This is a genomic window from Stieleria magnilauensis (genome assembly GCA_007753675.1).
Classification (GTDB): Bacteria; Planctomycetota; Planctomycetia; order Pirellulales; family Pirellulaceae; genus Stieleria; species Stieleria magnilauensis.
In genome coordinates, this window is record CP036432.1 from 3,878,385 (window position 1) to 3,901,819 (window position 23,435).

Below are 23,435 nucleotides of genomic sequence, written 5' to 3' on the forward strand. Positions count from 1 at the left end.
TCACCCACCGAATGTGGGCCACGGCCGAAGTTAATTCAACGGGCCAAGGATTTACAGCGTTCCCACCCACCCGTATGGAATTATTGGTCGCAATTAACGATCGAGCGGGAAAGCGCGGGGGGCGAATACGCCAGATTTCCACCGCATCAGCTAAACTTTCTCCTGAACCGTCGTAATCTGGTCTTCTCATCCAAATCCGTAGTTGTGTTGCCTGCATGTCGATCGCACAGAGCGAATTCTGGTCTCGTTTGGTCCAATCTGGACTCGCCGACGCGGGGAGTTGCCAACGTTATTCGGCCGCGTTCGAACAGTCGCCGGACAAATCGACCGGCGAGGACGCCAAACCGCTCGCAGCGTTCCTGGTCCGCAGCGGCGTTCTGACAAAGTTTCAGGCCGGCGAGTTGCTCCTTCCGCAGCCACCGACGCTGCGAGTCGGCTCGTTCGTGATCACCAGCGATGCGCCGGTCGCACCGTTTTCGCACTGGATTCCCGTCCAAACGCCGGTCAGCGAAGACGCCCCCGTCCCGCGGTACGGATTCCTGCTCCGCGTCCCCCTGGCCAGCCTGGATGAAACGCGTCGCGGTTGGCTGGCCGTGCACAGCGAAATCCAGGCGGAATCGTTACAGGCGATTGAATTGTCCGGTGGCGCCCAAGCGGGCAACGCCGAGCAAACGGTCGAGATTTTCTCACCGCTTCCCGACGGCACGCCGCTGTTGAACGTGCTGCAATCCAACCCACCTCTGAGCCCCCGCAAGACCATCCGCATCGGCGTCGACCTTGCCAACGCACTGGAAACGCTGCACCAACCCCTCGACTCCGGATTGGTGATGGCACACGGGGCCGTGGCCGCCGACCACGTTTGGGTGACTCCCAAGGGCCGCGCGATCTTGCTCCGCGATCCCTCCTCCCCCGCGCGATCGCCTCGCGCCGATCTTTCCACCAGTTGGATCGACCGCATCGAACCACCCGCGCTCTATGCCGCCCCCGAACTGGCCGATCCGGCCGCCATGCCGACGCCGGCGTCGGATGTCTATTCGCTGGGATGCTTGCTGTTCTCGTTGCTGCTGGGACGCCCCGCGTTCTCCGGCGATGACGATCGAGATCTGTTCGCGGCGCACAATGAGGTGCTTCCACCGGAACTGATCGAGGCGGTCGAGCAAGGTGCCGCCGGGAACCCGCTGCTGCGTGTGCTCGCCTACGCGATGGCCAAAGACCCCGCCGCCCGATTCGGATCCGCCGGGTCGATGGCCGAAGCTCTGCAACGAGCCGGTGAGCTGGTCGACAGCCAACCGAAACCGACCCGTCAAGCGAAACAGAAACCGAAACCAGCGAAGACGCCCTCGGCACCGCCGGTCGAAGCCCCCACCGCACCGCCGATTGACGTGGCCTCTGCACCGCCGGTTGAAGCAGCGTCGGCACCGCCGGTTGAATCGTCCTCAGCACCGCCGGTTGAAGCAGCGTCGGCACCGCCGGTTGAAGCAGCGTCGGCACCGCCGGTTGAAGCCGCGTCGGCACCGCCGGTTGAAGCCGCACCGGACGCCGCCGCCGAGCCCGCTTCGATTCCCCCCAAGCCGCCGACGATCGAGACTCAGCCAACCCGCGATCAGCCGCCATCAGAGCTCGCCCCGGTTGAGCAGGCGCCTGACGAGCAAGCGTCTGCCGGGGAGACCGCTGAGTCGGAGGCTGAGCAATCGGAGACGCCCGCGCGGCGAAAGCGGCGCAAACGACGCAAGAACCGGATTCCGATCCTGGCCGGCACGATGATCGTGCCGCTGTTGATGTTGGGCTTGGCGATTGCGCTTCGTGGACGCGGCCCCATCGAACCTCCGCCCCGGCCGCGGCCCAACCCCTCGATCGTCAACCGCGTCCCCGAAGTCCGTGAGTCACGGCGCGAGGTGCCCAGCGACGAGCCGACGCTGGTCAATGGCTATGAGATTGTCGACAGCGATCGCTTGCTTTGGGTGCCACCGTATTCCGCCGATTCTCCACCACCTTCCTTGGAGCTTTTGCCACCCGGGCCGGCGGTGATCGTTTCGATTCCCCTGGCACGCGTCTCGGCCAGCGCCGATGCGCAAACGTTGACGACGACCTTTGATGCCGAATTGTCGCCGTTGATCGCCTTGGTCGAACAGCGTGCCGGAGTGACGCGGGACCAGATCGGACGCTGTACCGCGGCGTTGTTCCCCGGCAAGCAGGGATGGCCCGAAGTCGCTTTGGCGATCGACTTGGTCGCACCGGTCGAACTAGACACGTTGAGCGAGAAATGGCAAGCCTTGGAATCCCGCACCGACACGGGCGTGATCCTCTACGCCGGCGAAGACCTGGACGGGGATGCGTACTTCGTCGGCGGCGGTGAAAAAGGAAAACCGCCCGAAGACGGCAAGGCCCAACGGTTCGCCATCGCGTCGTTGGATCGAATTCGCGAGGTCGCCGAGACCGAGGGCGCGTCGATCCCCTTGGTCCGCAGCATGCAAACGCTGTGGAATCAAACGAGTGTCGAAAGTGATCTGGTCGCTCTGGTCACGCCCAACTTTCTGTTTGCCGACGGCCGCGAGATGTTGGCATCCTCATTGCCAGAACTCAGAGCGCCGCTGAAACGATGGCTGATCCCCGATGTCGCCGCGTTCTCCTTGTCCGCTTCGGCAACGGATGGTGCGCTGTATCTGGAATTACGTGAACTGCCCAGCGGCGGCGCGACCGCGGCGACGTTGTTGAAATCGTTCCGCGAAACAACCCAAACGTGGCCCGATTGGGCGGACAATTTCATTTTGAATTCGGTCCCCGATCCCTCCTGGCGTCTGCTGGCCACGCGCTTGCCGCTGATGTTGCGGTTCGTCAACGAACAGACGCGCAGCACGATTCTTGGTGAAACGGTCGTCGCGTCGACCTACTTGCCCACCGATGCCGGAACCCAAGTCGCCCTGGGCACGTTCCTGGCGATGAACACCGAACCCGGACAAGAAAGCCTGGTCCAAACTCCGACCGCGGACCCGTTGACGGTCGACGAGCTGCTGGACCGGCCGATGTCGGTTTCGTTTCTGCAACTATCTCTGCAGTTCGCCGTCGATGCCGTCGTCGATGAATTCAAGTCATCGCTTCCGGCCGGATCGACGATGCCGGATGTCAGAATCATCGGCGCCGATCTGGAGAAAAACGGGATCACACAGAACCAACAGATCCGCAACTTTCAACGCGATGAAGAACCGTTGCGAAAGGTGTTGACCGACTTGGTCTTGGGTGCCAATCCCGACAAGACGGCGACGGGGCCGAGCGACGCAAAACAGTCGCTCGTTTGGGTCGTGCACCCGCAGGGCAAACCGCCCGAGGAAACCGAGATTCTGATCACGACCCGCGATGCCGCAAACGGCAAGTACGAATTGCCGAACGAGTTCCAGATTCCCGCCCCCTAACGCCGCAAGCTTCCAGCTTGCAAAAGTGGCGTCAGCTTCCAGCTTGCGATCCGTGGCTGCAACGCAGACAGAGTGCAAAAACTCTCTGATGGCAAGCAAGATGCTTACCCCACGTTATTATTCGATCAGATCCAACAACGCGTCGACTTTGGCTTCGGCCGGATCGACCAATGACGCCCGTTGAGCTTGCAAGACGCTGCTTCGCCAATGCTGTTTGGCGATCTCCGTCGTCGACTCCGCGGCCGCTTGTTGCGGTCGCGTGTGCAAGTCCCAGCCTGCCGTGTCGGGGTTGACGCCGACCACATAATCACCGGGCGTGACCAGCGTCGACTTGCTGCTGCCGTCACCGAGTCCGCGATCAAAATCGATCCGGGCCGGGCCGTCCAACCGGTGCTGCATCACCGAACCGGCTGCGGCGATCTGCGGTTGACCATTGATCAGGTAATGGAATTCGGCGGGCGATTCACTGGCGTCGATGGTGACGTCCACCGCGGTCTTTTGACGAAGATCCCAGCTGTCTTGATCGACCACCCAGCGATACATGCCATTCTTAATCGTGTATCGCTTGACGACGCCTTTCCCGTTTTGAAACGCGACGACGAAGGATTGGTCCAACGGCACCATCTCGCCCGGGGCGAGCGTGATTTCCAACGCGTCGTCACAGACAAAACTGATCGGTGTCGTGTTGAGTTCTGGACTGTAGAGCACCACCGCGGGAATGCCTTCGGGAAGCTGCATGTCGGTCACGGTACTACCGCCAGCTCCCAAGCCGACGCCCAACAATCCCGTGATCGCTTCATCCGGCGCGTCGCTTTTGGCGGCCGCTTCGGCGATCCGTGTGAACAGATCGTCGCGACGTTGCACCCCAAGCACCCGCGCGATCTCGCTCAGCACGACCATGTTGCGGATGTTCTTGGCGCGCTGGGCAATGACTGCGATCTCATTGCCGCTGAGAACCTGCCCTGTGATGCCGGTCACCTTGTTCCGCAACGCTTCGATCGCTTCGGTCAGCGCTTTTTGATCGGATTCGGGCGGCAACGCCGCGATTTGATCCGCGGCGTCGGCGGCGTCAACGAGGGACGACCAAGCTTGCCGCGACCCCGCGGCGGTCAGGGCCGCATCGTGGTTGAGCATCAGGTCGGCGCGCGCGGTTTTGGGATCATTCTTGTTCAATCGATTCTGATAGTCGCGACGCAACGCCTCCAGCGTGGCATCACCCGAAGATTGGCCGAGAGATCGCATGACGGCCTGATCGATCTGGCCGGCGATTTCGGCCGCTTCGGCACGAATGACTTGACCGGTCAAACGCGGACCTGCGGAGACGACGTGGGTCAACGCAATTTCCGTCGGCGCCGGATTGGGCGAAACCGACGGTCGCGACACGATTCGGTTTTCAGGTGGATCGACCGGAGGCGGAGCGGTTGGAGCCGGAGCGACGCTAGATGGCGGCTGAACCTGGTAGGACCCCGAGGGCACGGTTTGTGGAGAAGGTTGCGGGCGGATGACTTGGGGACGTGAAGGACGCGTCGGCGTTCGCCCGCCCCGACCCGGCAACCTTCCGCCTTTTCCGAATCCTCCGTTCAATCCCTTTTCAAGGATCTGGCCGCCGGCACGGTCCAGGATGACAGGCCCGACGGCCGGCAAAATGACTTTTCCCAACGCCTCGCCGATGATGTCCTGCCCCGAAGAAGCCGACGGAAACGCGGTGAGTGTTCCGGCGGCGGCCAGAAGACAGAGGATTTTGTGTCGTCGTTTCATCTCGTCGCGCCATCGTTGGAGGATTCAGACCGCGAAAACGGGGTCAGGAGTCAATAGCCGGAACGGCCCTACGGGTGCTTCGCACTATTGACTCCTGACCCCCTTTTCGCTCGCCGTTGGAGGATTCAGTGGTTCGCAAAGACTAGCTCAAAAACCAGCGACGCGGCGCCCGCCCGTACCGCTAAATCGACAAGGTCTTGACCAAAGCAGAGGCCCGAAGGCTTGCGGCAAACGGCTGATCATCAATGGACATCAGCCGGTTCGCGCCAGCGTCCGGGTGCCCGCACCCTTCCATTGTGCCCGATTTCGGAGAGCCGCGGGGGATCGCAGCGAATCATCGCCCCGGGCGGTAGGGGTTGAACAACAGATAATTCAGATGGCGATACAGATCACTGTCGCTCAGCAATTCTGAATGTTTTCCTTCGCCGGCGAGATTGGGGCCGTTGAGCAGAATCACGCGATCGGCTGTTCGTAAGGTTTGCAGCCGTCGCGGCAACATCACGACCAACGATCCCTGGTCGACCAGTTTCTTGATCGCCTTCAAGCACGGATCATCAGCCAGTTGCGCGTTCGGTGCCGGCGGTTCATTGACCAGCAAGATCGGCGGGCGATGCAGCAGCGCCCGCGCCAGCCCGATCCCATAAGTCGCTTCGGTGGACAACGAAAATCCTTCGACCGATGCATACGTCGACAGCCCTTCGGGAAGACGCTGGATCTGTTCATACACATCGACTTCGCGTAACGCCTCGACGATGTCCGCGTTGCTGATCGTGCCGCCGCTTCCGGCCGACAGGTTTTCCTCGATCGTCCCATCCCACAACGGGCCCGACGGTTCGATCCACATCACATTCTTGGCCAGCGACGCGGGGTGAACCTCCAACAACTTCAGCCCATCGATCCGAACTTCGCCTGAGCCCGGACGTCCGAATCCCATCAACAATTCCACCATCGCTTGCGGAGACACCGAATCGGTTCCCAACAGCGTCACCAGAGACTTGGGCGTGAACTCGGTCGTGATGTGATTGAGGATCGCCTGACCGTGCGAATCGGCCAGCGTCACGTCACGAAACTCGACGCCGTCCCGCAGCCCGGCCAATCCGACGCGTTGTTCCGAAGGCGTCGCTCCATCGCTTTTGCGCAAGTACCCATAGACCGCATCGCAGGCCGTCCCGCTGGCACGCAATCGTCGGGCGAGTGTTTGCAATCGCCACACGCCCGACACCGCGCCGGCAAGCGCCAACCCCAACACCACTGCCGACGAAAGACTTAACCCGGAGTCGGTCTCCAGCAGATTCAGCCCCAACCCGATGACCATGATGGCGGTGGCCGCCGACGTGGCCAAGAACAGCAGCGGCCAGACACGTCCCCGCCGGGAATCGTTTTCTGCCAATTTCTGATACAGCTGGTCCAGTTCGTGTTGAAACGAAGCTTCGGCAATGCCTTGCGCCTGCAGCCGAGCCATCTTGGGGGCGCGGCCGACCAACGCCGCCATCTGGGCGCGCAACTGCGGCAGCTCCCACCGACCGGCTTCGTCCGTGTCGCCGCCATGCACCTGACGATACAGACGCCAAACCATCACGCCGCTGATCACCGCGACGATGGCCAACCAGATGTGAACCAACAGGGCCAGCGACACGCACCCGAGCAACAGAAACAGGCTGCGGGGCAACGAGCGATACCAAAGCGACAGCCCGGCCTGAACCGACGGCAGGTGCCGACCGATCAGCTTCTGAGCGTTCAACGATTGCGCGGCGGCACCTTCCAACTCGGCGCGACGCACGCTCTGTTTCAAGACCTTTTGATGCAGCGACTTGGTGATCGCCGCGGCACGACGATCCGCCAAGCATCGATGACGCCAAACCGCGGCGCTCAACACGACTGCCATCGCAAAGGCCAGCGAAGTGAGCTGGGTGAGTTGGACCAGCGGCGGCTGATCGACAAACGACGCCGGAAGCCGGATGTACAGATTGGCTCCCAACCGCACCGTCGATTGGCTCAGCTCTCCGGTCTGCAGCAACAGCGAAATCAGGCCGACGACCAAAACGATGCACGGGACCAGCAGTCCGGCGAGCGTCGCCCAAAATAACGAGAACAGTTTGCCCGGACCCGCCTCCGGTTCATTGCGGGCTGCCGACAAGGTGTGAAATCGATTCAAAGCAACGGCTCCCCGATGATAAACGCCACTGAGTCTTCGGGGAACGAAACGTCTGTTGATCCAATCCGAAGGTTTCCGCAGTGCGTCCGGCGTGTGTCGCCATGCGGAAACCTGGTTTTTCGTTCACCCACTATGCCAAATCGCGGTCCTCGAACAACAGCATCGCCAGCATCCAAATCGCGACCGCGAAACACACAAGATAGTTAAAAGAACCGGCCAAGTAGATCCATGGGACCTGGCTTCCACTATCCATGGCGCTTTGAACGTTAAAAATGTTCAAATTCGGGACAATCACCGCGATCAGATTGCCGAAGAAGCCGACCAGCGGGTTTTCGCCCTGGGCCGACGCGACGAGCGGCTGGGTCAGGTTTCCGATCACATAGATCACAAAACACAGGATCAAATTGGCCAGCAGGGGCAGCCGGGTGGCCAGGGCAACGGCGATCGACGCGATCACCATCGTCTGCATGAAGTACAGCCCGAGGACGGGAACGGTGGACATGATCTCTTCGAATCCGATTTCCCAAATCGGCGTCGCCGCGGGCGTCTCGCGGGCGTCATAGATCGGCTTGTAGGCCATCAACAACAGTAACACGGCTCCGATGATGACAAACATCACCGCGACCGACATGATGATGCCGGCATACTTGCCCAGCAAAAACGATCGCCGCGACACCGGCTTGCTCAGCACCGTCAACGCCGTTCGACCTTCGATCTCTTCGCTGACCGAAGTTCCCGAACTCCAAACGGCTTGCAACATCGCCAGCACCATGATCAGCGTCACGCTGCTGTCCTTGAACATGCGAATGTCATCGCCGAGCGTATTGAAGGGGTAGATCGAAAAGATGATGACCCCGACCACGCCAATCACCAACAGAATCAGATATAGCGTCTGGGCCATCTCGTTCTTGGCGGTCGACCAGGCCAACGCCCAGACACGCGGTGCGGCTTGTCGAAACGCCACCAGCCCGCTGAACAGAAAGAACACCATCGCACCGATGCCGGCCGCCTGTGTGACCTCGGGGACTCGGGGGATCGATGTCATCGTGATCGTCACGGTCGCCGGATCGAGTTCGCGGTTCTGAATGTGGAACCGCGACGGGTCCTGCGGCAGCGGCGGCTGGTCACGGTCTTGATAGCGGAACACCAACGTCTCGCCTGCGTCGACGCGGGTCGGGTTGCGTTCAAAATCGATCATCTCGGCACCATCGGCCAACATCACCGTCTTGTCGGTCGTGATCTTCAGCTCGGAAATCCCCGTCAAGTCATAGTCGATGGACTGGGGGTGAAACGTCGCCGCATCGGGACTGACCGAAGGATCGGCGCCGGGGATGGTCAGCGCGACTTCCGTGACGCCGTCACCGACCAAATGGACTTCCGAGAGCGAGCGGACGAACCGCATCGGGTCGGAGATGAAGTAGCTGCCCGCCAGTCCGACCAAGACAAACAACCCCGCGACCGACAACACGTAAGGCACGATGCCCTCGGTCAAGATCTCTCCCCATTCCACCCGCGTGCGATACCACATCGCATAGATGATCGCGTAGCCCATCACCAACCCGATCAGAACCAGCGGCAGGATCAGCGTTTGCGCAAACCCGTCGTCGGACCAGGCGTACTGGCTGCACAGCAATACCGCGATCACGACTCCGATCACCAGCGAGGCGATGTTTCCGGTGGTCGGCGAATCGGCCAATTTTCCCAGCGGCGGAATGAACGACAGCAGCGCCAGGACTCCATAGAACAGCGCCGCGACCCCCGCTCCGAGCAGCAGACCGATTGCGATCGTGTAGATCGGTGTGACCCAAATTGGAAACCAGTCCGCAATTTGCCCGAGCAACATCGGTCCGGGGAACAAATTGGAAACGTCCAACGACAAGCCAGAAATGGCGGCAGGAGCCGATAGCACAGACGGGGCCATGAGCAGGGCAGCAACGAGGTGAAGGGAGACAAGCGCGAGCGACGGACCTTTTCCGCCGACTGATCGCTACGCAACGAGTCGCCAAATGGTTGCCCCGCTTCCCCGAGATTTCTCAGTTTCGCAGCGAAGACGCGTACGGCATGCCGTGCATGCCAACCACCACACGTCGGGCATGCTGTGCATGCCAGCGCCTCGCCGGGCACCACCTGACCGACGCCACGGGACGCAATTCCCATCCGCCCCTACACGGATTCCAGCTTGGCGCGGATCTCATCGGGGATCATCGCCTTTTCCAGCCCACCGCCGGGGCGGAGACGGCAGCAGACAACGACCGTGGTCCCTTTGGCGACCGGGACGATGCCCCCGCCTTTGTCCTGGCGTGAGAACGCCACCTCGTAGCGGATACTGGAGCGGCCGATCTTGACGACCGAAACCTCGATCTCCAGCCAATCTTCGAAGCGGGCGGCGTTGGCGTAATCGCAGCCGACACTGACGCGAGGCCACGTCACGGAGGGGTCGTCGTGGGAATCCGGCAAGACCTTGATTCCCAACGACCGCAACATTTCGTGCTCGGCGGATTCCATCCAGGGGAAGAACGCCGAAAAGTGAACAATTCCGGCGGCATCCGTGTCACGAAACTCGACGAGACGACGAGTTCGAAAACTCATCAATCGCCTTGGAAGGGCAGCAGAGCCATGTAGCGGGCGCGTTTGACGGCGGCGGTCACCGCGTGCTGGCTGACGGCCGTGCATCCGCTCTTGCGCCGTCCGACGATTCGGCCTTGGCGATTGATCATTTTCTTCAGCAGCTCGACGTCTTTGTAGTCCACGTACATCGGACGGGGACGCTGACCATCGACAAAAATCGGATCTTGTTTCTTGGCTCGGGAGCGGACGCGTGAACGTTTTCGGGCTCGGCTACGCGAACTCATCGGTCGGGCTGGCATTTCTTTTCTTGGGCTCTACAGAAAGGGTGGCGATCGGACACTCAAGGCGGCGTGCAACACCCTTAAATCGCTGAAGCGGTGTTGTCGGTGAAGACGTCGCGAGTGGTCGGTGAGACAGGAGCTTGGGCGGAAACCATTCCCGCGGGCGGCTCATCGACTCGCCAAGGGATCGAATGAAGCGGGGCAGTATGCCGCGGTCGCAGCCCTTCGGCAAGAGGAAACCAGCGGGGGCCTTGTGAAAACGGTGTGAAAAGCGGTCGAATTGTTGGCCGCTCCCGTTGGATTTGCCCTTTCCGCTGGGCCAAACCTTTGCCATATTCCGCAAAAATTTTCGGCGTGATTCAAGACGGCCTCCTTTGCCGCGATCGAATCAGCCCTTCCCCGTTACTGAGACTTGTACCGAGCCGGCTGTACCGTTTGCCCCCCAGGGGGCGTCGCGGACGACACCGATCGGTGCCCCACAACACAATTCGTTCCGACCCACCATTCTCGGTCTTTCCAATAAACAAGTTGACGCGAATTGTTTTCCGCGTCCCCGAGACGTCTTCGGTCGGCTGCGACAGCTAGGTGAATGAGATGAAATTGGAGAAAGTTAGAAACATTGGGATCAGCGCCCACATCGACTCGGGCAAGACCACATTGAGCGAACGCATCTTGTTCTACGCTGGTCGAATTCACAAGATCGAAGACGTCCGTGGCGGCGGCGACGGCGCGACGATGGACCACATGGAACTGGAAAAAGAACGTGGGATCACGATCACCAGTGCCGCCACCAGCCTGGAATGGAAAGGCTACAAGATCAACCTGATCGATACGCCCGGCCACGTCGACTTCACCGTCGAAGTCGAACGTTCTCTCCGCGTCCTCGACGGCGCCGTCCTGGTGCTGTGCAGCGTCGGCGGCGTCCAGAGCCAATCGATCACCGTCGACCGGCAAATGAAACGCTACCAAGTGCCCCGCGTCGCGTTCATCAACAAGATGGACCGAACCGGCGCGAACCCGTTCCGCGTCGTCGAACAACTCCGCGACAAACTGGGTGCCGAAGCGTTCTTGATGCAATACCCGATCGGTGCCGAAGACAAATTCCAAGGCGTCGTCGACCTGATCGAAATGAAGTCCTACCGCTTCTCCGGCGACGAAGGCCAAAACGTCGACGTCGGTGAAGTCCCCGCCGAATTGATGGACAAGTGCGTTGCCCAACGGGCCCACATGCTCGAGCAGCTGTCGATGTACAACGACGAGATGATGGAACTGTTGCTCAGCGAAGAAGAAGTGCCGCTGGAGATGATCTACAAGGTCACCCGCGACGCCGTGCTCGCCGGTGCCACCCCGGTCTACATGGGCAGTGCGTTCAAGAACAAGGGTGTCCAGCCGCTGCTCGATGCCGTCAACCGCTACCTGCCCAGCCCGCTGGATCGCGAAATCCGTGGCGTCGACCCCAAAGACGAAACCAAAAAGATCGAACTGAAACCCGATCCGGATGCACCGTTCGTCGGCATGGCGTTCAAGATCGTCGACGACGAGTTCGGCCAATTGACCTTCATGCGGATCTACCAGGGAACGATCCAAAAAGCCGGCACCTACGTCAACCAACGGACCGGCCGCAAGGAACGCTTCAGCCAAATCGTACGAATGCACAGCGACAAACGCGAAAAAATCGACTCGGCCTGCGCCGGCGATATCGTCGCCGTCACCGGCATCGATTCGGCCAGTGGTGATACCTATGCCGAAGAGCGAGATCAGTGCACGCTGGAATCGATGTTCGTCCCGGATCCCGTCATCAAGATCGCGGTCATGCCCAAGAACCGCAGCGACGGCGACAAGATGAGCAAGGCGCTGCAGCGGTTCCGCAAGGAAGACCCCACGTTCCGCGTGATGACGGACGAGGAAACCAACGAAATCCTGATCAGCGGCATGGGCGAATTGCACCTGGAAGTCTACATCGAACGGATCCGTCGTGAGTACGACGTCGAAATCGAAGTCGGGGCGCCCAAGGTCAGCTACCGCGAAAGCCCGACCCGTGCGATCGAGTTCAATTACAAGCACAAGAAGCAAACCGGTGGTTCGGGACAATACGCCCACATCGTCGGCAAGCTCAGCCCGCTCGACTCGATCAGCGAAGACAGCTTTGAATTCGAAGATCACGTCGTCGGCGGCCGGATCCCCAAGCAGTACATCCCGGCAATCGAAAAAGGGTTCCGAGATATCCTGGGCAAAGGCCCCCTCGCGGAATACCCCGTCGTGGGCACCAAGATCGATCTCGACGACGGCTCGTTCCACGAAGTCGACTCGTCGGAAAAAGCGTTCTACACCGCCGCCCAAGGTTGCTTCCGCGAGTACTTCAAGCAAGCCGCTCCGAAGTTGCTCGAACCGATCATGAAGATCGAAATCGAGTGCCCGGAAGATTTCCAAGGGACCGTCGTCGGTGACGTCATCCGTCGCCGCGGCATCATGAACAGCAACGACATCGTCGACGGAGTCAGCGTCATCATCGCTGAAATCCCGCTGGCTGAAACCTTCGGCTACTCGACCGATCTGCGTAGCATGACGCAGGGCCAGGGAACGTTCACGATGGAATTGGCGACGTATCGCGAAACGCCGTCTAACGTTCAGGACGAAATCGTCGAGATGAAACGTCGCGAAAAGGAAGGCAAGTAGTCCGGACGCAAGTGATCACGGCGCGATCACCTTCATGGTGACGTGCCGTGGTCGGGCAACCGGCTGCGAATGATCTTGGTCGTCGGATCGCCGGGCAAGATCGTGTCGCTCCACCATTCCCCCTCGAATCGATAGCGGACTTGGATCGCGCGGGCGGTCCCTTGGGCGAATGCCGCTTCGGCATCGGCCAGCGTCACCGCCGCGTCGTCCGACGCGGTTCGCAACTGCACGTGCCGGACCTCAGATCCGGCCTCCAGATCGGCGAACAACGCCATCACCTGATCCCGCGCCCATTCGGCCTGCAGGATTTCTGGAAGTGGTTCTTCTTCGGGCGTCATGACGGCAAACTCGGGCGATTCAGCAGCGGCATCAGCAGAATCGCGTTTTCCGGTGCCGGACAAACATAGCGGCAGACACCACAACCGGTGCATGTCCCTTCATCGATCGTCGGCTTTCCATCGGAAACGCTGATCACGCCCGCGGTCGGACAACGCTCGCTGCAAACCGTGCAGATCGTCGAGTGATGGGCCAGGCACAGGTGCTCGGTGACCCTGGCGGTGCCGATCGTCGTGGGCAGCAACCGTGACAACACGCCCGGTTCGCAGGCACTGATGCAAGGAAAGTCTTCGCACATCAAACATGCGTTGGCATCGGCGTCGATGGTCGGCGTCCCCGCGATCGCCCCCATGCGATCCGGTGCTTTGACGATCGCGTCATGCGGACAGACATCCACGCAATCGCCGCAGCGCGTGCAACCGGCGAGAAACTGGTGCTCAGCGACGGCGCCGGGAGGCCGAAAGACCGGGAACGATCTCGGCGGCGCGGTCGTGTCGAACGCTGTCGGCGGCACCGGTTCGATCGCGATGCCGCCGATACTACGTGGCGTTTTGCTTGACGGCTTGCTTGACGGCGCAAGATCGGAGCCATCGACGTCCGCGCGCGTTTTGGGATAACGCATCACCAACGGCGTCCGCTCCGAAGGCCGCATCAGTTTCCAAAGCCTGCCTTGCAGCAGATCGCGGCGATTGAGCGTCGGCTTTCGGCTCGGTTGATTATCGTCTGCCGCAGGCGATGGCATTGAATCGGACCGTGAAGTGATGAACAGGAATGAGTGGAAGAGGGCGCGTTCGCAGTACAGTGCGAGCCCAATGCCCCTAATTCACCACCACATCGAGCGGCGGCAACATCGGAATCGTCTTGGCGGGAATCGCTTGATCCAGGATCGCCGAGGGTGCGTGGCATTGGGTGCAGTTGGTTCGCCAGGGGTGCGTCGATTCCATACCCGCCCAACCGTTGGGACCGCCGTGACACGCATTACAACTTTCTCGCATCCACTGCGAATGTGGGATCGTGGGCGGCGCGCCGGGGTAGGCCCGTTTTCCGGCCTGGGGTGCCGCCAAGCCGACGAAATGATTGTCAACGTCATGGGGAACGTCTTGAAACGGCGTCGGCGGAGGCGGCGAGTGGCACTGGACGCAATTGGCCAAATACGCGTGCGACATCACGCTGGCCTTCATCCCGTCCAGCCGAACGCCGCCGCCATGGCAGGCGTAGCAGGCCGCGTCGCTGGTGTGTTCCACCGCATGCGGAATGATCGGCGGGGCGCCGTTGTACGCTCTGCGGGAAGACCGGATGCGACTGGAATCCAGTTTATCGGCTTCACTCGGCTCGATCTTCTTAAACAAATCGTACGCCAGCTGATCCGACAGCGCGACGGGTTTTGCCTGGTAGGCGACCGTCGGCCCCATCGGCGTGGCGGGAATCTCGGCATAGCTGACCGCCGGGATGACCTTCCCCGACGCGTCGACCGCGGACGTTTCGGCGACGTCCGTCGGAGAACGTTCGGACACGCCATCGGGCCTGGGTACACCGTCGGAAAGTCCGACGAGATAGCCGATCGCGGAAACCGCAATGACGACAAACAGGAACATGGACATCAGCCGTCCGCGGCCCGCGAGCTTTGGTTGATCGCTCATGACGACGCCTCACTGAGCTTGCGAACCCGCGCGGCACACTTCTTGTAATCCGGTTGCTTGGAGAACGGGTCGTGATCATCCAAGGTGCAGTTGTTGATCAGTTTGGTCTCGTCAAAGAACGGAACGAAGATCGTCCCCCGCGGCGGTCGGCCACGGCCATCGATCCACACCGGCAGCTGTGTCGTGCCGCGTAACGATTCGATCACCACCGTTTCCCCTTGGCGAATGTTCTGCGCCAACGCGTCCTGCAGATTCATTTCGACATAGGCGGTCGGCATCGCGCGGTTGAGCTGCGGCAGACGCCGGGTCATCGTCCCGGTGTGCCAGTGCTCCAGAACCCGTCCGGTGCACAGCCACATCGGAAACTCTTCGTCGGGAACCTCTGGCGGTGGTTGGTAATCGTGGAACCACACCTGGGCGCGTCCGTCACCGCTGCTGGAATGATAGAAGTCGAATTCCTCGCCTTCGGCCACGAACGGGTCGTCGAAACCGGCGAAACGGAATCGCGTTTCACGCCAAGACCCGTCATCTTGCTGGACGACCGGCCAACGCAATCCACGCGCTTTGACATACTCGTCATAAGGCGCCAGGTTCTTGTGCTTCATCGTCGTGAACTGGCGATACTCCTCGAACAAGTGCTTGTCGACGTTCGTGTCGTAGTAGTGTTCAAATTCCCAAATCGGGATATCTTCGCCCTGATCATCTTTGACCGCGAAGATAAATTCGCCGTCTTTGTCTTTCATGCCTTCGTGACCGAGTTCCAGCAAACGGTGCGCGATGGCGATCGTCATCCAGGTGTCGTCACGAGCTTCGCCTGGCGGATCGACCATTTTGAACCACTGCTGGGTTCGGCGTTCGCTGTTGCCGTAGATCCCGTTCTTTTCGACCCACAGCGCGGCCGGCAAAATCAAGTCGGCCAGCTGCGTCGTCGCCGTCGGATAAACCTCCGAGACGATCAAGAACTTGTCCTTCAGAATTTCTTTGTCGTTGAACAACTTGTTCAAGTTGGGCAGGGTTTGACCCGGATTGGTGACCTGGACAAACAACGTATCGATGTCGCCGCCTTCTTCGGCGGACTTGGTGAACTGGTCGAACATCTTGACCGTGTGAAAGCCCGGCGTGGGACTGATGCGGCCGGCCGGCAGGTTCCAAAACCCTTCGCATTGGCCGCGATGATCCGGATTGGCGACCACCCGACCTCCGGGCAACGCGTGAGCCAACGTGCCGACTTCGCGAACCGTCCCGCAAGCAGACGGCTGCCCGGTCAAACTGGTCGGCGCATCGCCGGGGCGTCCGAAGTGGCCGCTCAATAGGTGGACCCCGTGGACCAGCGAGTTGACCGCCGTGCCCATCGTGTGCTGATTCATCCCCATGCACCACAAACTGGTGATCCGCAAATTGCGGTCGCCGAACAGTTTGCCCAACATGCGGATCTTGTCGGCGGGAACCCCGGAAAGCTCTTCGACACGTTCGGGCGTGTAGGCCGCGATCCGTTTGCGAAACTCGTCCTCCGAAATCGCCTCACCTTGCAGCGTCGGGGATTCGGATTCGAGCGCCCGAAACGCGCAATGTTTTTCCACGAAGTCTTTGTCGTAGGTGCCCGAAGCGATCAGCTGGTTCATGATCCCCAAGGCGATCGCAACGTCGCCGTGGGGGTCCATTTCCAAATAATCGTTGGCCGCATCGGTGGTCCGGGTCCGTCGGGTGGAAATGTCGATGATGCGAACGTTCTCTCCGCGGGAGCGGCGGTCGGTGACCCGTGAAAACAGAATCGGGTGCATTTCCGCGGGGTTGTTGCCCCACGTGATCAGGACATCGCAGGCGTCCAGGTCGTCGTAGCATCCGGCCGGCTCGTCGACCCCGTACGTCGCCAGAAATCCGGTCACGGCCGACGCCATGCACAACCGAGCGTTGGGGTCGATGTGGTTATTGGAAAGCCCACCCTTCATCAGCTTTTGCGCCGCGTAACCTTCGGGGATCGTCCATTGACCGCTGCCGTAAAACGCGAACTTCTCGGGAGCGTCCATGATGCGTTTGGCGATGAGATCAATCGCTTCGTCCCACTCGATTTCGACCAAACGGCCGTCTTTGCGAAGCAACGGTTTCGTCAATCGATCCGCGCCATACAAGATCCCACCGACGTGATAGCCCTTGACGCACAACAGGCCCTTATTGACCTCGGCGGCTTTGTCGCCGGCGACCGCCACCACGCGTCCGTCGTGCACACCGACTTGGACGTGGCACCCGGTTCCGCAAAAACGACAGGGCGCCTTGTTCCACGTCACATCATCGCCATCATTGGGCGCATCGGCCGCGCCGAGCACGGGCAAGGAGAACTCCCCGTCGCCGAGCACCATCGAACTGGCCGCAGCCATCGCGGCGGACTTGAGAAAACCACGTCGCTTTGAATCCATTTCTGTTCCCTACTGGTCAGTCCACCGAATCGGTCGTTGAAGAGGAGTCTGGGGTCGCGTCGTCATCGAACCCGACGAACGCAACCTGGATGCCCGCTACTCCAGGCAAGTCCTGTACCCACTGGTAAATCTTTTTGTCGTCCGCTTGAGAAGGCGTGTCGACAACGATCGCACATTGTTGCCGGTCGCAGGCGCCAACTTCGATCGCCGGCTCGGCCCGCAAACGGGAAAGGGTCTCGTCGATGTGGTCGAACGTTTGATCGAAAGTGATCACCAAGCCGCTGATTGGCACTTCGCTTGCTTCTTCTACTTGAGTAGTGTTTAATCTGCACAGCAGTGTATAGGTTTTGTCTCGTCAGTTGAACCCAATCTCCGCCAGAAAATGCATGACGCGAATCGCCAGTCTTCTTTCAGCCGGTGTCGTTTGTACAGCCGCGCTGATGGTTGTGGTGTGCTGGGACGGCACACCACCGCGCGACAATCAGCGCAGGGAGCGTGACGTTTTAGCGCAGTCGATCTCGACGGTGCCCTCCCCGATCGTGGCTCAAGCGATCAGCGAGACAGAACGCAAGTCGAGTGCGCCGAGTGAGCCTGGACGTCATGCTGTCGTGGTTCGTCGCCCCGATGGTCCACCGTTGATCGAGCTGGCCGCGACGGACCCGCAAGGTCGATCCGGTCAGGTCGCCTGCTCGACCTGCCACAGCGTCCGCCCACCCAACCTTGCCAACCGAAGCAGCGATTCGTTGGACGAGTTTCACCAGGGTTTGACGTTCAATCACGGCACCTTGGCCTGTTATGCCTGCCACAACCCCGAACAGTCCGACGCCTTGCGACTGGCCGATGGCAGCGTGGTCGAGTATCGCGACGTGATGACATTGTGTTCGCAATGTCACGCCGCCCAGGCGACCGCGTTTCGGCACGGTGCCCACGGCGGCATGAACGGGCACTGGGATCTGTCGCGCGGTCCGCAAACGAAAAACAACTGCATCGATTGTCACGACCCCCACGAGCCGAGCTACCCCAAGATGATCGTCGGCTTCAAGCCACGGGATCGCTTTCTGAAGGATGAAACGAAGCATGACGACCACAAATGATCCGTCACCGGCAGGTGATGGCGGGGGCGATCGTTCGCTGCCGGTCATCGCAAATCCCAGCCGACGCACCGCGGTCAAAGGCGCCTTCGCCACCCTCGGCGCCGCCGCGTTTGTCGCCGCCGTTTCCCCGTTGCGGCAAGCCGCCCAGCGGAGCTCGGCGGCCGAGTTCATGCAATCGCATTACAAACGCTTGACCGATGAGGACAAGCGTCAGGTGATCGCGCGACTGGAAGCGGAGGCCAAAGAAAACCATGGCGTCGAAGTCGAGATCGCCGACGACCGTCCGATCCCGAACACCAAGTTTGTCTACGCGATCAACCTGAGCGTCTGCAACGGCAACGGAAAATGCGTCGAAGCCTGCCACAAAGAGAACAATCACGACCGTTCGACCGGCCAGTCGTACATCCGTGTTCTGGAAATGCCCAAGGGCACGATGGACATGGAGCAGGGCAACACGACGTACAGCGGCGTGGTTCCCAAAGACGACAAGTTTTACTTGCCGGTCCAGTGCCAGCAGTGTGACGAACCGCCTTGCGTCGATGTCTGTCCGGTCAAAGCGACGTGGAAGGAAGAAGATGGGATCGTCGTGGTCGATTACAACTGGTGCATCGGTTGCCGGTACTGCGAAGCGGCCTGCCCCTACCACGCACGGCGTTTCAATTGGAAACAGGCGGAGGTTCCTGCCGAGGAAATCAATCCGGACCAAAGCTACCTGAGCAATCGAATTCGCCCCGTCGGGGTCGTGGAAAAGTGCACGTATTGTTTGCATCGAACCCGTCGCGGGAAGCTGCCCGCTTGTCTGGAAGCTTGCCCGACCGGTGCCCGTGTGTTCGGAAACATCTTGGACCCCGATTCCAATATCCGATGGATCTTGGAGAACAAACGGGTCTACATCTTGAAGGAAGAACTGGGAACCAAGCCGGCGTTCTTTTACTACTTCGACTGACAGTCACAACATCCAAACCGTTGGTGTCCAGGCTTTAGCCGCCTCCTCGCTGCCGCGTCGCGGCTGCCGCCTGTGCGGGGTGCCGAAAGGCATCCGTGGAAGCGTCTCAAGGCTGCACACCAACCATCAACGTCCATCCCCCGTTTGCTTCGGCAAGTGAATCAAGCAAGAACATGAGCAGCACCACGGCCGTGCCGACGAGCGATGATCATCGCAGCGATGAATCCCATCTGCTCAGCTATCCGCGATTTCTCAAACGCATCCTGTGGCTGGCGACCGAGGGATCTTTTGGGTTCTATGCCTGGATGACCCTGCTGACCGCATTGTCTTTGGTGGGGGCCAACGCATGGGCCAATCAGGTCGCCGGCGGCATGATCGGCACCAACATGACCGATCACGTCAGCTGGGGTTTGTACATCGCCAACTTCACCTTCTGTGTCGGCCTGGCCGCCGGCGGCGTGATGATGGTGATCCCCGCGTATTTGTATGACGACGAAGACATGCACAAGGTGGTGATCGTCGGAGAAACAGTAGCGATCGCGGCGATCGTGATGTGCACGTTGAGCGTGATCGTCGACCTGGGCCGCCCAGATCGATTCTGGCACATGATTCCCGGCATCGGGGAATTCAATTGGCCGATGTCGATGTTGACCTGGGACGTGATCGTGCTCAACGGCTACCTGTTGATCAACCTGCACGTCGTCGGCTACTTGCTCTACATGCGTTACCTGGGTCGCAAACCCGATCCCAAGTGGTATATCCCGTTTGTGTTTTTGTCGATCTTTTGGGCGATCAGCATTCATACGGTCACCGCATTCTTGTACTGCGGACTGGGCGGACGGCCATTTTGGAATACCGCTCTGCTGGCGCCGCGATTTCTGGCCTCGGCATTTGTCAGCGGACCGGCATTCATCATCCTGGTGATGCGGGTGATCCGGGTCACCACCGGCTACACCGCGCCGGTGGGTCCGGCCAGGACGCTGATTCAAATTATCCGCGTCGCGATGGTGGTCAATCTGGTGATGTTGGCCAGCGAGATTTTCACGCTCTTTTACACCGGCGGCGGGCACGCATCGGCAGCCAACTACCTGTTCTTCGGGGCCCACGGTCATCACGGCTTGGTGCCGTGGATCTGGTCGGCCATCGCGCTCAATTTGCTCGGCACGTTTCTGTTTTTCCTGCCCGCGGCCATGGAACGCAGTACCGTCCGCATCGTCGCCTGCCTGTGCTGCATCGTCGGCATCTGGATCGAAAAAGGCATGGGCCTGATCATCCCCGGATTCATCCCTTCGACGCTTCACGAGATCGTGGAATACACGCCCAGCCTGATCGAATGGAAAGTCACCGTCGGGATCTGGGCGTTCGGAATGCTGGTTCTGACACTGCTGATGAAATTGGTGGTCAGCGTCTTCACCGGGCAGGTGCGTTCCAAAGAGCCAACCGCGACGGTCTGATGCGGTGTACAATGCCCGACCAAATGCGTCTTGCATGAACGCCGCCACAGACAGAGCTGGTAGCGATTCAGCAAGCGTTGGTGTCCAGCCTTTAGGCGCATCCGCAATGCGGCGGGTGTTGGCCCGCAGGCTCGCGGCAAACGGCTGATAGTCGTTTGACATCAGCCGGTTCGCGCCAGCGCGAGCGGCCCCCTCGTTGACGTTAACGTAGCGGGAATCGGCTAAAGCCTAAACACCAACACGCATGCTCGTTTCATTCGCGTCTTCCAACGTTGTTGCCATGCGCCGATTCTCTCTGTGCCTATTGATGGTCTGCTCGATCGCAATCCACGTCCGTTCAGCCGAGCCTGCAATCCAACATGATGTTGCGTTTGCCAAGATCGACGGCGTTGATCTGAAACTGGATTTCTACCCCAGCCAGACCGATGGCGTGTCCCCATTGATCGTTTGGGTGCACGGCGGTGCCTGGCGAGCCGGTGACAAACGCAACGTGCCGATCAAGCGATTGACCGAACAGGGCTTCGCGATCGCAAGTCTCAATTACCGCTTGAGCGGGACGGCACGGTTTCCCGCGCAAACTGAAGACATCAAAGCGGGAATTCGTTTCCTGCGCACGCATGCGGCGAGGTTTGAAATCGATCCTGATCGGATCGTGATTGCCGGTGCATCGGCCGGTGGCCATCTGGCAGCGTTGGTTGGCGTCAGCGACGGCGTCCAAGCCTTGGAAGATCTGGCGATGGGAAATGCGGAGGTTCCATCCGGCGTCTCCGCGATCATTTCCTTGTACGGCGCGAGCAACTTGCAAACGGTCCTCAGCCAATCGACGCCGCACGGTTTGAGCGTTCGCGAACCGGCACTGAAGCTTTTGCTGGGTGACTTGCCGACCGGCGTTCCCGATGCGGCTCGGCTGGCCAGTCCGGTCGAGCACGTTGATTCCGGCGACCCGCCGCTGTTGCTGATCCACGGGGACCAAGATCCGCAGATGCCGATCAACCAGTCACACGAACTCCAAGGGGCTTACGAGCGCGTCGGACTGGATGTCACGTTCCACGTCATCCACGGCGCCGCACACGGCGGAAACGCATTTTATGATGACGAGCACTTGAAGCTGATGGCGGAGTGGATTCGCAGCCGGTTGGATTAGTCAGCCCTGAAATGACAGGCTGGAAGCCTATCCCACTTTTTCGATCCGATCATCCTTTCCTATCACTTAATCAGACAATGTCCCTACGCCTTCTCGCCCTATTGCTTGTCGCTTCCCCGGGCTTCGTCACGATTGCCCACGCACAAGCCCCGACCAAGCCACCGAATATCCTTTGGATCATCGGCGAGAACTTTGATCTGGACTTTGGATGTTACGGTGCGAAGAACGTCCACACGCCGAACGTCGACGGCTTGGCCGCGGCAGGGATTCGCTACACCAACGTCTTTTCAACCTCACCGGTTTGTGCACCGAGCCGGTCGGCATTCATGACCGGCATGTACCAAACGTCCACCGACACGCACCACATGCGTTCGCATCGCAGCGATGACTTTCGGCTGCCGTCGGGCGTGCGTCCGATCACGCAACGGTTGCACGACGCCGGCTACATCACCGCCAACCTGAAAACGATCGGTGATCGCGTCATCGGCACGGGAAAGTTGGATTTGAACTTCGTCAACGAAGGCCAACTTTACACGACCGACGACTGGGAGAAACTCAAGCCGGGCCAGCCGTTCTTCGCCCAGATCAATATGCCGGAAGCGGAATACGACATTTACGACCGCAAGTCGGCTGAAAAGGAACGCGTGAAATGGGTGGGTGAAGAGTGGCATCCCAAGGTCGCGACGCCGGAGAACGTGACGCCGCCACCGTATTACCCCGATCACCCGATCACGCGCCAGGAATGGGCGCGGTATTTGAACTCCGTCACCGGAACCGATGTCCGCGTCGGCTGGATCTTGGACCGGCTGGAAGCAGACGGTTTGGCCGACGACACCATCGTCGTTTTCTTTTCCGACAACGGTCGACTGGAAGCACGCGGGATTCACTGGTGTTGGGATTCGGGGTTACACGTCCCGATGGTGATTCGCTGGCCCAAGAATTATCCGGCGCCGAAACAAATCAAACCGGGCGCCGTCAGCGACGAGCTGATTAGCCTGATCGACTTGACCGCCACGACACTTTGGATGGCCGGAATCGAGCCGCCCCTCGGCATGCAAGGTCGTCGGTTTCTGGGTGAACAAACCGGACCCGATCGCAAGTACGTGTTCAGCGCCCGCGATCGCATCGACGAAACCGAAATTCGATTGCGCAGCGTCCGTGACAAACGCTACCACTACATCCGCAACTTCACGCCCGGAGCCGGTTTTACGACGCTGAATCGCTACAAGGAAAAGTGTTTCTTGGTCAAGCCGTTGATGAGGAAATTACATGCCGAAGGCAAACTGACGGGACCGCCGGCGGAGTTGATGAAACCGTTCCCGGACGAACTGCTTTACGACACGCAAGCGGACCCTTACGAGATCAAAAACCTCGCCGATTCCGGTGACGCATCGCATCAAGAAGCCCTGACTCGGATGCGCGCCGCGCTGGATACCTGGATCGTCGAAACCGGCGACCGAGGAGAGATCCCAGAGCCCCGCGCCGTCGTCGCCCCGTTCGAAAAGGAAATGCACGATTGGTTCGGAACACCCGATTGGTATTCGAAGTGAGTGTTGGTG

Annotated in this window: 17 protein-coding genes; 7 read left to right on the plus strand and 10 right to left on the minus strand. The window is 60.2% G+C overall.

The window, feature by feature from the left end; translation table 11 throughout:
- Positions 1-215 precede the first annotated feature (215 nt).
- Positions 216-3,410, plus strand: coding sequence for a serine/threonine-protein kinase (locus TBK1r_RS13710; RefSeq protein WP_145211420.1), 3,195 nt, complete (start codon positions 216-218; stop codon positions 3,408-3,410).
- Between the two features lie 117 nt (positions 3,411-3,527).
- Here TBK1r_RS13710 and TBK1r_RS13715 read toward each other — a convergent pair whose 3' ends face one another.
- The 5 genes from TBK1r_RS13715 to rpsR all read right to left on the minus strand — a co-directional run bounded on the left by TBK1r_RS13715 (position 3,528) and on the right by rpsR (position 10,175).
- Positions 3,528-5,168 carry a hypothetical protein gene (locus TBK1r_RS13715; protein ID WP_145211423.1) on the minus strand — a complete coding sequence of 547 codons (1,641 nt, stop codon included), beginning with the start codon at positions 5,166-5,168 and terminating at the stop codon, positions 3,528-3,530.
- Between the two features lie 334 nt (positions 5,169-5,502).
- Positions 5,503-7,323: an ABC transporter ATP-binding protein gene (locus TBK1r_RS13720; RefSeq protein ID WP_145211426.1), complete on the minus strand. Its 1,821-nt coding sequence runs from the start codon at positions 7,321-7,323 to the stop codon at positions 5,503-5,505.
- 130 nt (positions 7,324-7,453) lie between these two features.
- On the minus strand, positions 7,454-9,196 hold the full coding sequence (locus TBK1r_RS13725; protein WP_419581327.1) for an ABC transporter permease: 1,743 nt from the start codon (positions 9,194-9,196) through the stop codon (positions 7,454-7,456).
- Between the two features lie 290 nt (positions 9,197-9,486).
- The gene (locus tag TBK1r_RS13730) at positions 9,487-9,912 is read right to left on the minus strand and encodes an acyl-CoA thioesterase (protein ID WP_145211433.1); all 426 of its coding nucleotides are present in this window, start codon (positions 9,910-9,912) and stop codon (positions 9,487-9,489) included.
- Positions 9,912-10,175, minus strand: coding sequence for a 30S ribosomal protein S18 (gene rpsR / locus TBK1r_RS13735; RefSeq protein ID WP_095736868.1), 264 nt, complete (start codon positions 10,173-10,175; stop codon positions 9,912-9,914). The genes TBK1r_RS13730 and rpsR overlap by 1 nt, the downstream gene beginning before the upstream one ends.
- 591 nt (positions 10,176-10,766) lie before the next feature.
- Between rpsR and fusA the strand changes: the two genes are divergently transcribed.
- Entirely contained in the window at positions 10,767-12,848 is a 2,082-nt protein-coding gene (gene fusA / locus TBK1r_RS13740; protein ID WP_145211436.1) for an elongation factor G, read from the plus strand.
- A gap of 32 nt (positions 12,849-12,880) precedes the next feature.
- Here fusA and TBK1r_RS13745 read toward each other — a convergent pair whose 3' ends face one another.
- The 5 genes from TBK1r_RS13745 to TBK1r_RS13765 form a co-directional block, all read right to left on the minus strand.
- Complete coding sequence (locus tag TBK1r_RS13745; protein WP_145211439.1) at positions 12,881-13,186, minus strand: hypothetical protein; 306 nt, start codon at positions 13,184-13,186, stop codon at positions 12,881-12,883.
- On the minus strand, positions 13,183-13,926 hold the full coding sequence (locus TBK1r_RS13750) for a 4Fe-4S dicluster domain-containing protein (RefSeq protein WP_145211442.1): 744 nt from the start codon (positions 13,924-13,926) through the stop codon (positions 13,183-13,185). Before TBK1r_RS13750 ends, TBK1r_RS13745 begins: the two co-directional genes overlap by 4 nt.
- A 76-nt stretch (positions 13,927-14,002) precedes the next feature.
- Positions 14,003-14,824, minus strand: a complete 822-nt coding sequence (locus tag TBK1r_RS13755) for a multiheme c-type cytochrome (RefSeq protein ID WP_145211445.1) — start codon at positions 14,822-14,824, stop codon at positions 14,003-14,005.
- Positions 14,821-17,238: a molybdopterin-dependent oxidoreductase gene (locus TBK1r_RS13760; protein WP_145211449.1), complete on the minus strand. Its 2,418-nt coding sequence runs from the start codon at positions 17,236-17,238 to the stop codon at positions 14,821-14,823. Before TBK1r_RS13760 ends, TBK1r_RS13755 begins: the two co-directional genes overlap by 4 nt.
- 16 nt (positions 17,239-17,254) lie before the next feature.
- Complete coding sequence (locus tag TBK1r_RS13765) at positions 17,255-17,530, minus strand: chaperone NapD (RefSeq protein ID WP_145211453.1); 276 nt, start codon at positions 17,528-17,530, stop codon at positions 17,255-17,257.
- 232 nt (positions 17,531-17,762) lie between these two features.
- Here TBK1r_RS13765 and TBK1r_RS13770 point away from each other — a divergent pair, with 232 nt between their 5' ends.
- From TBK1r_RS13770 to TBK1r_RS13790, 5 genes are all read left to right on the plus strand, one after another.
- Positions 17,763-18,332 carry a cytochrome c3 family protein gene (locus TBK1r_RS13770; RefSeq protein WP_419581328.1) on the plus strand — a complete coding sequence of 190 codons (570 nt, stop codon included), beginning with the start codon at positions 17,763-17,765 and terminating at the stop codon, positions 18,330-18,332.
- Positions 18,316-19,278, plus strand: coding sequence for a 4Fe-4S dicluster domain-containing protein (locus TBK1r_RS13775; protein WP_145211459.1), 963 nt, complete (start codon positions 18,316-18,318; stop codon positions 19,276-19,278). The genes TBK1r_RS13770 and TBK1r_RS13775 overlap by 17 nt, the downstream gene beginning before the upstream one ends.
- 173 nt (positions 19,279-19,451) lie before the next feature.
- A complete protein-coding gene (dsrP, locus tag TBK1r_RS13780) occupies positions 19,452-20,732 on the plus strand; it encodes a sulfate reduction electron transfer complex DsrMKJOP subunit DsrP (protein WP_145211462.1) in 1,281 nt (426 codons plus the stop codon).
- A gap of 280 nt (positions 20,733-21,012) precedes the next feature.
- Positions 21,013-21,876 (plus strand): alpha/beta hydrolase, encoded by an 864-nt coding sequence (locus TBK1r_RS13785; protein ID WP_145211465.1) that lies wholly within the window; start codon positions 21,013-21,015, stop codon positions 21,874-21,876.
- Between the two features lie 77 nt (positions 21,877-21,953).
- Positions 21,954-23,426 (plus strand): sulfatase family protein, encoded by a 1,473-nt coding sequence (locus TBK1r_RS13790; RefSeq protein WP_419581329.1) that lies wholly within the window; start codon positions 21,954-21,956, stop codon positions 23,424-23,426.
- The last annotated feature ends 9 nt before the right edge of the window (positions 23,427-23,435 follow it).